Here is a 15,907-nt window from a genome sequence, read left to right as displayed (position 1 = left end):
CCTCCGGCCCGGTCCGGGGTTGCCGGACCGGGCCGGATGATCACCGTGCCTCCACGAGCGGAAGGCGCGGCGGGGCGCTACTTGTTGACCACGCTGAGCGGCAGGAGCTTCTTGCCGGTCGGGCCGATCTGGATGTCCAGGTCGAGCTGCGGGCAGACGCCGCAGTCGAAGCAGGGGGTCCAGCGGCAGTCCTCGACCTCGGTCTCGTCGAGCGCGTCCTGCCAGTCCTCCCAGAGCCAGTCCTTGTCCAGGCCGGAGTCGAGGTGGTCCCAGGGCAGGACTTCCTCGTAGGTGCGCTCGCGGGTGGTGTACCAGTCGACGTCCACCCCGAACTCGGGCAGCGTCTTCTCGGCGCAGTTCATCCAGAGGTCGTAGCTGAAGTGCTCGCGCCAGCCGTCGAAGCGGCCGCCGGACTCGTAGACCGCGCGGATCACGGAGCCGACGCGGCGGTCGCCGCGCGAGAGCAGGCCCTCGACGATGCCGGGCTTGCCGTCGTGGTAGCGGAAGCCGATGGAGCGGCCGTACTTCTTGTCGCCCCGGATCTTGTCCCGGAGCTTCTTGAGCCGTGCGTCGGTGTCCTCGGCGCTGAGCTGCGGGGCCCACTGGAAGGGGGTGTGCGGCTTGGGCACGAACCCGCCGATGGAGACGGTGCAGCGGATGTCGTTCTGGCCGGAGACCTCGCGGCCCTTGGCGATGACGTTGACCGCCATGTCGCCGATCTGGAGGACGTCCTCGTCGGTCTCGGTGGGCAGGCCGCACATGAAGTACAGCTTCACCTGGCGCCAGCCGTTGCCGTAGGCGGTGGCGACCGTGCGGATCAGGTCCTCCTCCGAGACCATCTTGTTGATGACCTTGCGCATGCGCTCGGAGCCGCCCTCGGGGGCGAAGGTGAGACCGGAGCGGCGGCCGTTGCGGGTCAGCTCGTTGGCCAGGTCGACGTTGAACGCGTCGACGCGGGTGGAGGGCAGCGAGAGGCCGATCTTGTCGTCGGTGTAGCGGTCCGCGAGGCCCTTGGCGATGTCACCGATCTCGCTGTGGTCGGCGGAGGAGAGCGAGAGCAGGCCGACCTCCTCGAAGCCGGTCGCCTTGAGGCCCTTGTCGACCATTTCGCCGATGCCGGTGATGCTTCGCTCCCGCACGGGGCGCGTGATCATGCCGGCCTGGCAGAAACGGCAGCCGCGGGTGCAGCCGCGGAAGATCTCCACGGACATCCGCTCGTGCACGGTCTCCGCGAGGGGGACGAGGGGCTGCTTGGGGTAGGGCCACTCGTCGAGGTCCATCACCGTGTGCTTGGAGACCCGCCACGGCACGCCGGACCGGTTGGGCACGACGCGGCCGATGCGGCCGTCGGGGAGGTACTCGACGTCGTAGAAGCGCGGGACGTAAACGCCGCCGGTCTTCGAGAGCCGGAACAGGACCTCGTCGCGGCCGCCGGGGCGGCCCTCGGCCTTCCAGGCGCGGATGATCTCGGTGATCTCCAGGACGGCCTGCTCGCCGTCGCCGACGACCGCGCAGTCGATGAAGTCCGCGATCGGCTCGGGGTTGAACGCGGCGTGGCCGCCCGCGAGGACGATCGGGTGGTCCACCGTGCGGTCCTTGGACTCCAGCGGGATGCCCGCGAGGTCCAGGGCGGTGAGCATGTTCGTGTAGCCCAGCTCGGTGGAGAAGCTGAGCCCGAACACGTCGAACGCGCCGACGGGGCGGTGGCTGTCCACGGTGAACTGGGGCACGTGGTGCTCGCGCATCAGCTCTTCGAGGTCGGGCCAGACGCTGTACGTGCGCTCCGCGAGGACGCCCTCGCGCTCGTTGAGTACCTCGTAGAGGATCATGACGCCTTGGTTGGGGAGCCCGACCTCGTAGGCATCGGGGTACATCAGGGTCCAGCGGACGTCACAGCTGTCCCAGTCCTTGACGGTGGAGTTCAGCTCACCGCCGACGTACTGGATGGGCTTCTGCACATGCGGGAGCAGAGCTTCGAGCTGTGGGAAGACCGATGCGGCAGACATCTCGCGAACCTTCGTGAGCCGGCAGGGGTGACCATCCAGCGTACCCCGCTCACCGGTGCTTCAGATCCGCCCTCAGTCCGGGGGCGTCCGCGCGGGCCCAGACCGCGGGCAGTTCGCGCTCCCTCGCCTCGGCCGCGGCCTCCTCCCGGCCGTACAGGAGCCCCCAGGTGAAGGCGGTCTCGCCCGCCGCGTGGGACTGGATCCCGAGGGTGCGCAGCGCTTCGCGGGCGACGACGCTGTCCTGGTGGTCGCCGAGGAGGGACTGGAGCGCCTTGACCCGTTTCGCGAAGCGCTCGGCGGGCTTGCCGAGGGCGGGGCGGGCCGCCTCGCCCGCGTACCGGGCGCGTTTGGCGGCCTTGCGGGCCTCGTGCATCGCGGTGTCCCGCTCGGGCCCCGGCGGCAGCGCGAGGGCGTGCTCGACGCGGGTCGCGAGGCGCCGGTGGTCCTTGAGCACCGCCCGGGGCAGGGCCTTGGCGGGCTTGCGGGAGGCGGCGGGGCGCAGCGGCGGCTCCTCGCTCAGCGCGTGGAGGGCGTCCAGGAGGTCGAGGTAGCGCCGCCCGTCCAGTACGTCGACGATCCTGCGGCGCGATCCGGTGCGGCGGGCGGCCGACCAGGCACGGAGCCGGCCGCGCACGGGGCCGAGGGCGAGGGTGTCGGGCAGTTCGTCGACGCGGGCGCCGAGCCGTGCGTCCAGGACTTCCTGGTCGCGGTCGAGGCCCAGCTCGGCGGCGAGCCACTTCAGCTCGGCGCCGAGGGGGTCGGTGGTCTCCCGGTCGAGGATCTTGCGGTGGGTCTTGAAGGTGCTGCGCAGCCGGCGGGTCGCGACGCGCATCTTGTGGACGGAGTCGGGAAGGTCGCGGCGCACGGCGGGGTCGAGCCGGACGATCGCGTCGATCTGCTTCCGTACGTAGGCGAGGACGTGGTCGCCCGCGGTCCTCGGCGCGTCCTGCCGCCGGCCCGTCCCCTCGCGTACGGGTGTGGTCTCCGCCAGCGCCCTCGCCAGCTTCGACGAGGAGGAGGCGGGGCGGACCCCGGCCTTGCGGAGGCGCTTCTCGACGGCGTCCAGGACGGCCGGGTCGGCGTCGTCGGCCAGCTCGACCTCGATCTCGGTCCAGGCGGCGGTGGCGCCGCTCCCCTCCCCCGCCAGGCGCTCGGCGAGGACGGTGTCGACGCTGACCTCGGCCAGGAGCCCGCCGTCGGCGTCCAGCAGGTGGTGGACGTCCCGGGAGGAGAGCAGCCGGACGACGGGAGCGATCTCCGCGTGGCGGACCCGGGAGCGCAGGAGCGCGGCCAGCGAGGGCGGGAGGGCGTCGGAGAGCGGTTCGCGGATCTCGTCCCGGACGCCGACCGCCACGGGGAACTTCGCGTGCCAGCCCTCGTCGTCCCCGCCGGTGCGGCGGCGCAGGGTGAGGGACCCGGCGGCGAGCCGGAGGTCGGGGGTGTCCCAGTAGACGGCGTCCAGTTCGGTCCGGCCGCGTGGCACGGCCCGGTCGACGCCGGCCACCCGGCCCAGGTCGGGCAGCCGGGTGGCGTCGGTGGCCTCGTACTTCCGCTCGATCTCGCGCTTGGTGTCCGCCATGTACGGACACCTACCCGTCTGCGCCCGGGTTCAGGCGGACAGCGGCCGTTGCACCCTGATCGACTGGAGCAGGCCGATCGCCACCCAGACGGCGAACATCGAGGACCCTCCGTAGGAGACGAAGGGCAGCGGGAGCCCGGCGACCGGCATGATGCCGAGCGTCATGCCGATGTTCTCGAAGGACTGGAAGGCGAACCAGGCGATGATCCCGGCGGCGACGACCGTGCCGTACAGCTCGGTGGTCTCGCGGGCGATCCGGCAGGCGCGCCACAGGACGACGCCGAGCAGGACGATGATCAGTCCGGCGCCGAGGAAGCCCAGCTCCTCGCCGGCGACGGTGAACACGAAGTCGGTCTGCTGCTCGGGCACGAACTGGCCGGTGGTCTGCGTGCCCTCGAAGAGCCCGGTCCCGGTGAGGCCGCCGGAGCCGATCGCGATGCGCGCCTGGTTGGTGTTGTAGCCGACGCCGGCCGGGTCGAGCGCCGGGTTGGCGAAGGCGGCGAACCGGGCGATCTGGTAGTCGTCGAGCAGTCCGAGCTGCCAGATGGCGACGGCTCCGCCCACGCCCGCGCCGAGGAGGCCGAAGACCCAGCGGTTGGAGGCGCCGGAGGCCAGCAGGACGCCGAGGACGATGACGGCCATGACCATCACCGAGCCCAGGTCGGGCATGAGCATGACGATGGCCATCGGGACGGCCGCCAGCCCCAGCGCCTTGGCGACGGTGCGGTGGTCGGGGTGGTCCTGGTCGCCCGCGTCGACCCGGGCGGCCAGCAGCATCGCCATCACGAGGATGATGGTGATCTTGGTGAACTCGGAGGGCTGGATCGAGAAGCCGGCCGGCAGCTTGATCCAGGCGTGGGCCCCGTTGACCGTGGTGCCGAGCGGGGTGAGCACCGCCAGGACCAGCAGCACCGAGATGCCGTAGAGGATCGGGACGGCCCCGCGCAGCGTGCGGTGGCCGAGCCAGATCGTGCCGATCATCAGGGCGAGCCCGATGCCGGTGTTGAGGGCGTGCCGGACGAGGAAGAAGTACGGGTCGCCCTGGGTGAGGTGGTCGCGGTTGCGGGTCGCGGACCACACGAGCAGGCCGCCCATGAACGAGAGCGCGAGCGCGGCTCCGAGGAGCGGCCAGTCCAGCCGCCGCGCGACGGAGTCGCGGGCGGTCAGCTTGGCCCAGGAGCCCTGGTCGGGGCCGTACCGGGGGACGGAGAATCCACCTGCCATCAGGGCTGCCTCCCCGTCGACGCGGGCGATCCGGTGAGTCCGGGCTGGCCGCCCGGCTGCAGCGGCAGTTGGGGCTCCTGGCCCCCCGGCTGCTGCTCGGGCGTGATCGGGGCGGGGTCGTAGGGCTTGACCTTCGGCGCGTAGATGGTGCCGTCGCTCTGGATCTTCGGCAGCGCCTTCTGGGGCTTCGGCAGCAAGGCCCTCTTCTTGTCCTGGTTGCCCTCGGCGTCGAGGCCGTAGAGCGCGTCGTAGATCTTGCGGACGGCGGGTCCGGCGGCACCGGAGCCGGTGCCGCCCTGGGAGATCGTCATGACGATCGTGAAGTCGTCGGTGTAGGTGGCGAACCAGGCGGTGGTCTGCTTGCCGTACACCTGGGCCGTACCGGTCTTGGCGCGCATCGGGATCTTGTCCTGCGGCCAGCCGCCGAACCGCCAGGCGGCGGTGCCGCCCGGCTCGACCACCGAGCGCAGCCCCTTGTCGAGGTCCTTGATGGTCCGGGCGCTGACCGGGAGCTTCCCGGCGGCCTTGGGCGTGATCTCCCGGACGGACTTGCCGTCGGGGCTGATCACGGCCTTGCCGACGGTGGGCTCGTGGAGGGTGCCGCCGTTGCTGATGGCGGCGTAGGCGGTGGCCATCTGGATGGGCGTGACGAGCACGTCACCCTGGCCGATCGCGTAGTTGATGCTGTCGTACGCCTTGAGCTGGTTGCCTTCGAGGCAGCTCTCGTACGCGATCTGCTGGACGTAGGTGCCGCCCTTCTTGCCCTCCTTGCACCAGGCGTCCTTGTTGGCCTTCCAGAAGTCCTGCTTCCACTGGCGGTCCGGGATGCGACCCTTGACCTCGTTGGGCAGGTCGATGCCGGTCTCGGAGCCGAGGCCGAAGTCACGGGCGGTGCGGTAGAACCAGTTCTTGGCGTCCTTCTTGGGCTTTATGCCGCCGTCCTTGACCCACTCGTCGTGGCCGAGGCGGTAGAAGACGGTGTTGCAGGAGTACTTGAGCGCGTCCCCGAGCGTGATGGGGCCGTGGCCCTGGGACTCGAAGTTCGCGAAGGTCTGGTTGCCGAGGCTGTAGGAGCTGCTGCACTCGTACAGGTCGTTGAAGGCGTGGCCGCCGCGCACGGCGGCACTGGCCGAGACCACCTTGAAGATCGAGCCGGCCGGGGCCTGGCCCTGGATGCCCCGGTTGAGCAGCGGGTAGTTGGACTTCTTGCTGGTGAGCTTGGCGTACTGCTTGCCGGAGATGCCGCCGACCCAGTCGTTCGGGTCGTAGTCGGGCTGGGAGGCCATCGAGACGACTCGGCCGGTCTTGGACTCCATGACGACGACGGCGCCGGAGTCGGCCTCGTACTTGCGGCCGGTGATCTTGTCGGTCTCCTGCCGGACGGTCTTCATGGCCTGCGCCAGCTCGTACTCGGCGACCGCCTGCACCCGGGCGTCCAGACTGGTGACGAGGGTGGAGCCGGCCACCGCCGGGTCGTTCTCCGCCTCGCCCATGACGCGGCCGAGGTTGTCGACCTCGTAGCGGGTGACGCCCGCCTTGCCGCGCAGTTCCTTGTCGTAGGTGCGCTCGATGCCGGAGCGGCCGACCTGGTCGGAGCGCAGGTAGGGCGACGGGCCGTCCTGGGCCTGCTTGATCTCCTCGTCGGTGACGGGCGAGAGATAGCCGAGAACCTGCGCCGTCTTCGCCTTGGCGGGTGCGGCGTAGCGGCGTACGGCGGTGGGTTCGGCGGTGATGCCGGGGAAGTCCTCGGCGCGCTCGCGGATCTGGAGGGCCTGCTGGGTGGTGGCCTCGTCGGTGACCGGGATCGGCTGGTAGGGCGATCCGTTCCAGCAGGGCTGGGGGGTCTTCGCGTCGCAGAGGCGGACCTTGTCCTGGACGTCCTTCGCCTTCATGCCCAGGACGTCGGCGAGCCGGGTGAGGACGCCGACGCCGTCGTCCTTCATCTTCAGCAGTTCGGTGCGGCTGGCGGAGACGACGAGGCGGGTCTCGTTGTCGGCGAGGGGGACGCCCCGGGCGTCGAGGATCGAGCCGCGCACGGCGGGCTGGACGACCTGCTGCACGCCGTTGCCCGCGGCTTCGGCGGTGTACTCGTCGCCGTTGCGGATCTGGAGGTACCAGAGGCGGCCGCCGAGGGTGAGCAGCAGGGAGAAGACGAGGACCTGGATGACGATGAGCCGGATCTGAACCCGCTGGGTCCGCCCGGTCTCGGGAATGTTGCTCACGCGGTGCCCCCGCTGATGGTCCGGCCGGGGGTACGGGGGTCCCCCGGGAAGTACAGCCTCACGCGGCGCCCCCGGCGTCCTCGGTCGCGTACGGGATCACAGTCGCTTGACCCCCTTGATCCTGCCCGCGCGGGCGGCGCGGTTGCGGGCGGCCTTCATGCGCAGGCCGCCGCGCTGGTTGCCGATCCGCAGACCGGTGCCGGAGGCGAGCCAGCCGGCGGCGACGTCGTGGCCGCCGGAGGACGCCTCGGCGACCGGGTCGTTCTCGGTGCGTCTGGCCAGCGCCATGATGAACGGCACGGTGAAGGGCGCCAGCAGCAGGTCGTAGATCGCGGCGGTGAACAGCAGGCTGCCCAGGCCCACATGGCGGGCGGCCGTGTCGCCGACGAGCGCGCCCACGCCCGCGTACAGCAGGGTCGAGCCGATCGCGGCGGCGACGACCGCGGCCATCGGGGCGAACGCCGACTTGAGCTGCCCGTTCTCCGGCCGGACCAGGCCCGCCAGATAGCCGATGACGCAGAGCACCAGGGCGTACCGGCCGACCGCGTGGTCGGCGGGCGGGGCGAGGTCGGCGAGGAGGCCGGCGCCGAAGCCGATGAGGGCGCCGCTGACCGGCCCGTACACGAAGGCGAGTCCGAGGACGGTGAGGAGCAGCAGGTCGGGGACGGCGCCGGGGAGCTGGAGGCGGGCGAGGACGGAGACCTGGATGACCAGGGCGACAACGACCAGGGCGATGGAGAGCAGAGTCCGGTTGATACGCATGGGAATCAGCGCTACTCCTGGTCGTCGGCCGCGTTGCCGGGTTGTTGGGCGTCGCCCTGCTGGTCGCCCGCGGCGTCACCGGCGGCGTCGCCGTTCTCGTTGACGTTGCCGACGACCTTGCCGGAGCCGTCCACCAGATCGCCGTTGGGCTGGACGGTGACGGTGACCGTGGGGGTCGGCTTCGGCTTGGCCTTGGCGGGCTTCTTGGGCAGGACCGTGTCCCGCGGGTCCTCGCGGGGCGCCTGGACGACGACCCCGACGATGTCGAGCTTGGTGAATCCGACGTACGGCTTGACGTAGACGGTCCGGGTGAGCGCGCCGCCCGAGGGGTCGACGCGCACGACCTCGCCGACAGGGACGCCGGGCACGAAGGGCTTGTCCTTGCTGGAGCCGAAGGTGACGAGCCGGTCTCCGGCCTTCACCTCGGCCTTGCCGTTGAGGAACTGCACCGACAGCGGGCGGGAGCCCTGGCCGGTGGCGAACCCGAGCTCGTCGGTCTTCTCCATCCGGGTGCCGACGGTGAAGTCGGGGTCGTTGGCGAGCAGGACCGTGGCGGTGCTGGGGCCGACGGTGGTGACCCGGCCGACCAGCCCCTCCCCGTTGAGGACGGTCATGTCGCGGCGGATGCCGTCGTTCGACCCGGCGTCGATGGTGATCGTCCAGGAGAAGCCCTGGGCCGCTCCTATGGCGATGACCTCGGCGCCCTTGATCCCGTACTGTCCGGCGCCCGCGTGCTTCAGCATGGCGTCGAGCTGGCGGACCCGGCTGTTGGTGCGGTCGTCGCTGCCGAGCCTGGCCTTCAGCGCCGCGTTCTCCTTCTCCAGGGTGGAGATCCGGTCGTGCCGGTTGCCGGAGTCGCGGACCGCCCCTATGGCGTTGCCCACCGGGTCGACCGCCGCTGATACGCCGTTCTCGATCGGCCCGAAGACGGTGGCCGCGGCCTGCCGCGCGCCGTCGACCGGTGATCCCTCGCCGCCTCGGATATCCACCGTGATCAGGGCGAATGCGATGGCGATCAAGAGCACCAGAAGCAGCCGGCTCTCTCGTGTGTCCCTCACGTGCGGCGGCCGTGCCTTCCTCGTCGGAATGTTCGTGCCTGTGTACGTCTCCGTACGCGTACCGGTCCGGGTGTTCCGCTCCGGTGCGCGTACAGCAACGATCTATATCAACGATCCGGCGGACAGAGCGTCAGCGTCCGCTCGCCGGATCGGGTGTGTCCCGCAGGACGACCAGGGCGGGCCCGGCGACACCGCGTGGCGCCGTGCCGGGGGGGGGGCGGGCCCGGTCGAGAGCCGCCGGACGCGCCCCCGGGGTGTGTCCGGCGGATCGGCATCGGGATCGGGCCCGATGAGGAGCCGCCGGACGTGTCCTAGCGCCGGGGCTGGGCGTCCAGCACCTGCTGGAGCGCCTCGAACTCCTCGACGCACTTGCCGGAGCCGAGCGCCACCGAGTCCAGGGGGTCCTCGGCGATGTGGATCGGCATGCCCGTCTCGTTGCGCAGCCGCTCGTCCAGGCCGCGCAGCAGCGCGCCGCCGCCGGTGAGGACGATGCCGCGGTCCATGACGTCGCCGGACAGCTCGGGCGGGCACTTGTCGAGCGTCGTCTTCACGGCGTCGACGATCGCGTTGACCGGTTCCTCGATGGCCTTGCGGACCTCGGCGGCCGAGATGACGACCGTCTTGGGCAGCCCGGAGACCAGGTCGCGGCCGCGGATCTCGGTGTGCTCGTCCTTCTCCAGGTCGTACGCCGAACCGATGGTGATCTTGATCTGTTCGGCGGTCCGCTCACCGAGGAGGAGCGAGTACTCCTTCTTGATGTGCTGGATGATCGCGTTGTCCAGCTCGTCGCCGGCGGTGCGGATCGACTGCGCGGTGACGATGCCGCCGAGCGAGATGACCGCGACCTCGGTGGTGCCGCCGCCGATGTCGACCACCATGTTGCCGGTGGCCTCGTGGACCGGCAGCCCGGAGCCGATGGCCGCGGCCATGGGTTCCTCGATGATGTGCACCTGGCGCGCGCCGGCCTGGGTGGACGCCTCGATGACGGCGCGGCGCTCGACCCCGGTGATACCGGAGGGCACGCAGACGACGACCCGGGGGCGGGCCAGGTAGCGCCGCTTGTGGATCTTGAGGATGAAGTAGCGGAGCATCCGCTCGGTGATCTCGAAGTCGGCGATCACGCCGTCCTTCAGCGGTCGCACGGCGACGATGTTGCCCGGCGTGCGACCGATCATTTTCTTGGCCTCGGAGCCGACCGCGAGGATGCCGCCGGTGTTGGTGTTGATGGCCACGACGGACGGCTCGTTCAGGACGATGCCGCGCCCCCTGACGTACACCAGCGTGTTGGCAGTCCCGAGGTCGATAGCCATGTCACGGCCGATGAACGACATTGAGTTCCCCTTGTTCCCCATGAGGATGCGTCGGGCCTTCCCAAGAAGCGAAGATGGCTTGTTCTGGTAGGCGAGGTTGGCGCTGCGGGCGTGGAAGCTTCCATCGTAGTGCCGTACGCACGGACGGAGCGCGAGGGTCCTTCGCCATGGCGAGCGGAACGGGTGCCCGTTCCACCCATGGTGACGTTACGTCGGAGGGATGCGTTCCCGCGACACCGAACCCTATGCCGAGGGGCGACCGAATTACTTCGGTCGCCCCAGGCGTACAGCGCTGTTTGGCCGATCGGGTCAGGAAAGTCCGGGAAAGAAAAGCTTCAGTTCTCGCTCTGCGGACTCCTCCGAGTCCGAGGCGTGGATGAGGTTCTCACGGGTGATCGACCCGAAGTCGCCGCGGATCGAGCCGGGTGCGGCGGCGATCGGGTCGGTGGGGCCGGCCAGGGCGCGGACGCCCTCGATGACCCGCTCGCCTTCGGCCACCAGGGCGACGACGGGACCGGACGCCATGAACTCCATGAGCGGCTCGTAGAACGGGCGGCCCTTGTGCTCGCCGTAGTGCTGCTCCAGCGTCGCGTGGTCCAGCGTGCGCAGCTCCAGCGCGGTGATCCGCCAGCCCGCCTTGCGCTCGATACGGCCGACGATCTCGCCGATCAGGCCGCGGCGGACCGCGTCGGGCTTGAGCAGGACGAGGGTGCGCTGGGACATGTACGGGCTCCTTGCAAGGCCGGGCGATACGCGATACGGGTGCGGTGAGGGCGAGATTACAGGGGCGGGGGGACGCGCCCGCGCCCGGGTTCACCCAGGGTCACCTTCGGGCCCCGGCCCGGCGGACCCGCTTCCGGGTGGCCGGGACCGGGGGGGAGTGGACCCGCGTCCGGGTGGCCGGACCCGGGGGCGGCGGGACCTCCGGCGGCTGGGCGGGCGGGCTCCGGGCGTGGGCGGGCGGCCCCCGGATGCCGGACGGGCCCTCGGTGCGCGCCCGGCGTCAGGCGGCGGCCTCGCCCGCCTCCTGGGCGGCCCAGCGCGCCTTGGCCTCGTCGATCTTGCGGCCGTAGTGGATCGAGGCCCACCACAGCGCGCCGAAGGCCAGACCCAGGACGAACATCACCGGGACGACGAAGCCGCTGAGGACCAGCGCGACCTGGAGCGCCCAGCCGAGCTGGATGCCGCCGGGCCGGGTGATCATGCCGCAGAGCAGCACGGAGAGGGCCATGCCGATGCCGCACACCGTCCAGACCGCGCCCATGGAGGCGTCGTCCATCTTCATCGCGACGAGACCGGCGAAACCGATCACGAAGAACTCACCGATCAGCGTCGAGGCGCAGAGCGTGCGCATCCTTCTCCTCAGCCCCTTCCGAGCAGCAGCCGGGCTTCCCCGACCGTGATCACGGACCCGGTCACCAGCACCCCGGCGCCCGCGTACTCGTCCTCCTCCTCGGCCAGCGTGATCGCCGCCTCCAGCGCGTCGTCGAGGCGCGGCTCGACCTGGACCCGCTCGTCGCCGAAGACCTCGACGGCGATCGCGGCCAGCTCGTCGGCGTCCATCGCGCGCGGGGTGGAGTTCTGCGTGACGACGATCTCGGCGAAGATCGGCTCGAACGCCTCCAGGAGGCCCCGGACGTCCTTGTCGGCGCTCGTGCCGACCACGCCGATCAGCCGGGAGAAGCTGAACGCCTCGGAGACGCCCTCCGCCGCCGCCTTGGCCCCGGCCGGGTTGTGCGCGGCGTCCAGGACGACGGTCGGGCTGGAGCGCACGACCTCCAGGCGGCCCGGCGAGAGCACCGAGGCGAACGCCTTGCGGATGGCGTCGATGTCGAGGGAGCGGGCCTGTTCCGCGCCGATGCCGAAGAACGCCTCGACGGCGGCGAGCGCGACGGCCGCGTTGTGCGCCTGGTGGGCCCCGTACAGCGGGAGGAAGATCTCCTCGTACTCGCCGCCCAGGCCGCGCAGGCCGATCAGCTGGCCGCCGACCGCGATCTCCCGGGAGGTCACGCCGAACTCCATGCCCTCGCGCGCCACGGTGGCGTCCACCTCGACGGCCTTCTTCAGCATCACCTGCGCGGCGTCCACCGGCTGCTGCGCCAGGATGACCGTGGCGCCCTCCTTGATGACGCCGGCCTTCTCCCCCGCGATCTCGGCGGGCGTGGTGCCGAGCCGGTCCGTGTGGTCCAGCGAGATCGGGGTGATGACAGCGACCGTGGAGTCGATCACGTTGGTGGCGTCCCAGGTGCCGCCCATGCCGACCTCGACGACCGCGACGTCGACGGGCGCGTCGGCGAAGGCCGCGTACGCCATCCCGGTGAGGACCTCGAAGAAGGAGAGCCGGTAGGGCTGCTGGGCGTCGACCATCTCGACGTACGGCTTGACGTCCTCGTACGTCTCGATGAACCGCTCGGGTGCGATCGGCGCGCCGTCGAGGCTGATCCGCTCGGTGATCGACTGGACGTGGGGGGAGGTGTAGCGGCCGGTGCGCAGCTCGAAGGCGTTGAGCAGGGCCTCGATCATGCGGGCCGTGCTGGTCTTGCCGTTGGTGCCGGTGATGTGGATCGATGGGTAGGCGCGCTGCGGCTCGCCGAGGACGTCCATCAGCGCGGCGATGCGCGTGACGGAAGGCTCCAGCTTGGTCTCGCCCCAGCGTCCGGCGAGCTCCTGCTCCACCGCCCGCAGCGCCTTGTCGGTCTCGGGGTCGGCCGGGCGGGCCGGGACCGCTTCGCCCTGCGGCTGACCCGAGTGGGTGCGCAGCGTGCGGCTCCCGGCCTCGATCACCGCCAGGTCGGGGTCGCGCTGGGTCGCCTCGTCGACGATCCCCTCGAAGGTCTCGTCGGGATCGGGCTCGTCGTGCCGGTCTGGGCGGGGCTCACTCACGCGCCCAGTCTACGGATGGGCTCGGACATCGCGCGCAGCGCCCGGCCCGCCTCGCGCGCGGCGGCCGGCCGACCTCGCGCGCGGCGGCCGGGACCGGCGGAAACGTGCGGGGTCGGGAGCCGTGTGGTCCGTCCATGCCGGCGCGGCCACCCGCCCTCCCCCGAACACGGCGAAGCCCCCGTGCGCCCGGTCGGTCGGGTGCGCGGGGGCTCCGCCCTCAGCTCATCAGCTCTGCGGGAGGCCCGCCAGCTGGGCGCCGATCCGCTCGATGTCGGCCTCGGCCTTGGCGAGCCGGCCGCGGATCTTGTCGACCACCTGGTCCGGCGCCTTGGCGAGGAACGCCTCGTTGCCGAGCTTGCCCTCCGCCTGGGCCTTCTCCTTCTTCGCCGCCTCCAGGTCCTTCGTGAGGCGCTTGCGCTCGGCCGGCACGTCGATGGTGCCGGACAGGTCGAGCGCGACGGTGGCCCCGGCGACGGGGAGGGACGCGGTGGCGCTGAAGTCCTCCCCGGCCGCCTCCAGACGGAGGAGCTGCCGGATCGCGGGCTCGTGCGGGGCGAGCGCGGTGCCGGCCAGGGTCAGCTCGGCCGGGACCTTCTGGCCGGGCTTGAGGCCCTGGTCGCCCTTGAAGCGGCGGACCTCGGTGATGACCTGCTGGACCAGCTCGATCTCCTTCTCGGCCGCCTCGTCGCGGAAACCGGAGTCGGCGGGCCACTCGGCGACGACGACGGACTCGCCGCCGGTCAGCGTGGTCCACAGCGTCTCCGTGACGAACGGAACGATCGGGTGGAGCAGGCGCAGGGTGACGTCGAGGACCTCGCCGAGGACCCGGCCGGAGACCTTGGCCTGCTCGCCGCCGGCGAAGAACGTCGTCTTGGACAGCTCGACGTACCAGTCGAAGACCTCGTCCCACGCGAAGTGGTAGAGCGCGTCGGAGATCTTCGCGAACTGGAAGTCTTCGTAGTAGCGGTCGACGACGGCGACGGTCTCGTTGAGCCGGGAGAGGATCCAGCGGTCGGTGGCCGTCATCGCGGACGGGTCCGGCAGCGGGCCCTCGATCGTCGCGCCGTTCATCAGGGCGAAACGGGTGGCGTTCCAGATCTTGTTGGCGAAGTTCCGGGACGCCTTGACCCAGTCCTCGCCGATCGGGACGTCGGCGCCGGGGTTGGCGCCGTTGGCCAGGGTGAAGCGGACGGCGTCGGAGCCGTACGCGTCCATCCACACGATGGGGTCGACCGCGTTCGGGTTGGACTTCGACATCTTCTTGCCGAACTCGTCGCGGACCAGGCCGGTGAGGGCGACCGTCTTGAACGGGACCTCGTCGTCCATCGCGTACAGGCCGAACATCATCATCCGGACGACCCAGAAGAAGATGATGTCGTGGCCGGTGAGCAGGACGTCCGTGGAGTAGAACTTCTCCAGGTCCGGGGTCTGTTCGGGCCAGCCGAGCGTGGAGAACGGCCACAGGCCCGAGGAGAACCAGGTGTCGAGGACGTCCTCGTCCTGGGTCCAGCCCTCGCCCGTGGGCGGCTCCTCGTCGGGGCCGACGCAGACGACCTCGCCGTCGGGGCCGTACCAGACGGGGATGCGGTGGCCCCACCAGAGCTGGCGGGAGATGCACCAGTCGTTGAGGTTGTCGACCCAGTCGAAGTACCGCTTCTCCATCTCCTTGGGGTGGAGGGCGACCCGCCCGTCGCGGACCGCGTCGCCGGCGGCCTTCGCGAGCGTGTCGACCTTGACCCACCACTGGAGGGAGAGCCGGGGCTCGATGGTGGTCTTGCAGCGGGAGCAGTGCCCGACGGAGTGGACGTACGGGCGCTTCTCCGCGACGACGCGGCCCTGTTCGCGCAGCGCGGCGACGATGGCCGAGCGCGCCTCGAAGCGGTCGAGTCCCTGGAAGGGGCCGGGCACGGTGATGACACCGCGCTCGTCCATGATCGTGAGGGACTCCAGGTCGTGGCGCTGGCCGATCGCGAAGTCGTTCGGGTCGTGCGCCGGGGTCACCTTGACGGCGCCCGTGCCGAACTCCGGGTCGACGTGGGTGTCGGCGACGACCGGGATGGTGCGGTCGGTCAGCGGCAGCTTGATGCGCTTGCCGATGAGGCGGGCGTACCGCTCGTCGTCGGGGTGGACGGCGACGGCGGTGTCGCCGAGCATCGTCTCGACCCGGGTGGTGGCGACGACCAGGGTCTCGTCGCCCTCGCCGTACTGGAGGGAGACCAGCTCGCCGTCGTCCTCCTGGTAGTCCACCTCGATGTCTGAGATGGCGGTGAGGCAGCGCGGGCACCAGTTGATGATGCGCTCGGCGCGGTAGATCAGGCCGTCGTCGTAGAGGTCCTTGAAAATCTTCTGGACAGCGCGGGACAGCCCCTCGTCCATGGTGAACCGCTCGCGCGACCAGTCGAGGCCGGCGCCGAGGCGGCGCAGCTGGCCGAGGATGCGGCCGCCGTACTCGTCCTTCCACTGCCAGACGCGCTCGGTGAACGCCTCCCGCCCGATGTCGTGGCGGGACTTGCCCTCCTCGCCGAGCTGCTGCTCGACCTTGTTCTGGGTGGCGATGCCGGCGTGGTCCATGCCGGGCAGCCACAGCGTCTCGAAGCCCTGCATCCGCTTGCGGCGGGTGAGGGCGTCCATCAGCGTGACCTGGAAGGCGTGGCCCAGGTGGAGGGCGCCGGTGACGTTGGGCGGCGGGATGACGATGGTGTACGGGGGCTTCTCGCTCTTCGCGTCCGCCTCGAAGTAACCGCGCTCCACCCAGCGCTCGTACAGCTTCCCCTCTACGTCGGCCGGCGTGTACGTGGTCGGCAGTTCGGGGTTGCTGGCTGGCTGCTGCGATGAGTTCTCGGTCACGGAAGACAGTTTAGGG

Annotated in this window: 11 protein-coding genes; all 11 read right to left on the bottom strand. The window is 70.9% G+C overall.

The annotated features are described in order from the left end of the window. Window positions 1-77: 77 nt before the first annotated feature. Entirely contained in the window at window positions 78-2,006 is a 1,929-nt protein-coding gene (locus IF19_RS0108795; RefSeq protein WP_030120590.1) for a TIGR03960 family B12-binding radical SAM protein, read from the bottom strand. 49 nt (window positions 2,007-2,055) lie between these two features. Beyond that, window positions 2,056-3,585: a CYTH and CHAD domain-containing protein gene (locus IF19_RS0108790; protein WP_030277152.1), complete on the bottom strand. Its 1,530-nt coding sequence runs from the start codon at window positions 3,583-3,585 to the stop codon at window positions 2,056-2,058. Window positions 3,586-3,615: 30 nt separating this feature from the next. After that, a complete protein-coding gene (gene rodA / locus IF19_RS0108785) occupies window positions 3,616-4,809 on the bottom strand; it encodes a rod shape-determining protein RodA (RefSeq protein WP_030118916.1) in 1,194 nt (397 codons plus the stop codon). Next, window positions 4,809-7,031, bottom strand: a complete 2,223-nt coding sequence (gene mrdA, locus IF19_RS0108780) for a penicillin-binding protein 2 (RefSeq protein ID WP_030118915.1) — start codon at window positions 7,029-7,031, stop codon at window positions 4,809-4,811. The genes rodA and mrdA overlap by 1 nt, the downstream gene beginning before the upstream one ends. 96 nt (window positions 7,032-7,127) lie before the next feature. Continuing rightward, complete coding sequence (gene mreD, locus IF19_RS0108775) at window positions 7,128-7,793, bottom strand: rod shape-determining protein MreD (protein WP_030118914.1); 666 nt, start codon at window positions 7,791-7,793, stop codon at window positions 7,128-7,130. Window positions 7,794-7,804: 11 nt separating this feature from the next. Beyond that, window positions 7,805-8,851: a rod shape-determining protein MreC gene (gene mreC / locus IF19_RS0108770; RefSeq protein WP_030118913.1), complete on the bottom strand. Its 1,047-nt coding sequence runs from the start codon at window positions 8,849-8,851 to the stop codon at window positions 7,805-7,807. A 311-nt stretch (window positions 8,852-9,162) separates the two neighbouring features. After that, a complete protein-coding gene (locus IF19_RS0108765) occupies window positions 9,163-10,182 on the bottom strand; it encodes a rod shape-determining protein (protein WP_030118912.1) in 1,020 nt (339 codons plus the stop codon). Window positions 10,183-10,470: 288 nt separating this feature from the next. Next, window positions 10,471-10,884: a nucleoside-diphosphate kinase gene (gene ndk / locus IF19_RS0108760; RefSeq protein ID WP_030118911.1), complete on the bottom strand. Its 414-nt coding sequence runs from the start codon at window positions 10,882-10,884 to the stop codon at window positions 10,471-10,473. A 280-nt stretch (window positions 10,885-11,164) separates the two neighbouring features. Then, window positions 11,165-11,515 carry a DUF4233 domain-containing protein gene (locus IF19_RS0108755; protein ID WP_030118910.1) on the bottom strand — a complete coding sequence of 117 codons (351 nt, stop codon included), beginning with the start codon at window positions 11,513-11,515 and terminating at the stop codon, window positions 11,165-11,167. A gap of 8 nt (window positions 11,516-11,523) precedes the next feature. Continuing rightward, a complete protein-coding gene (folC, locus tag IF19_RS0108750) occupies window positions 11,524-13,044 on the bottom strand; it encodes a bifunctional tetrahydrofolate synthase/dihydrofolate synthase (RefSeq protein WP_030118909.1) in 1,521 nt (506 codons plus the stop codon). 225 nt (window positions 13,045-13,269) lie between these two features. Further along, complete coding sequence (locus IF19_RS0108745) at window positions 13,270-15,891, bottom strand: valine--tRNA ligase (RefSeq protein ID WP_030118908.1); 2,622 nt, start codon at window positions 15,889-15,891, stop codon at window positions 13,270-13,272. Between the last annotated feature and the right edge of the window lie 16 nt (window positions 15,892-15,907).

Origin of the sequence: Streptomyces californicus, from assembly GCF_000717645.1 — a bacterium.
Classification (GTDB): domain Bacteria; phylum Actinomycetota; class Actinomycetes; order Streptomycetales; family Streptomycetaceae; genus Streptomyces; species Streptomyces californicus.
The sequence above is the reverse complement of the archived record's forward strand: the minus strand, read 5'-3'. Positions and strand labels throughout refer to the sequence as shown.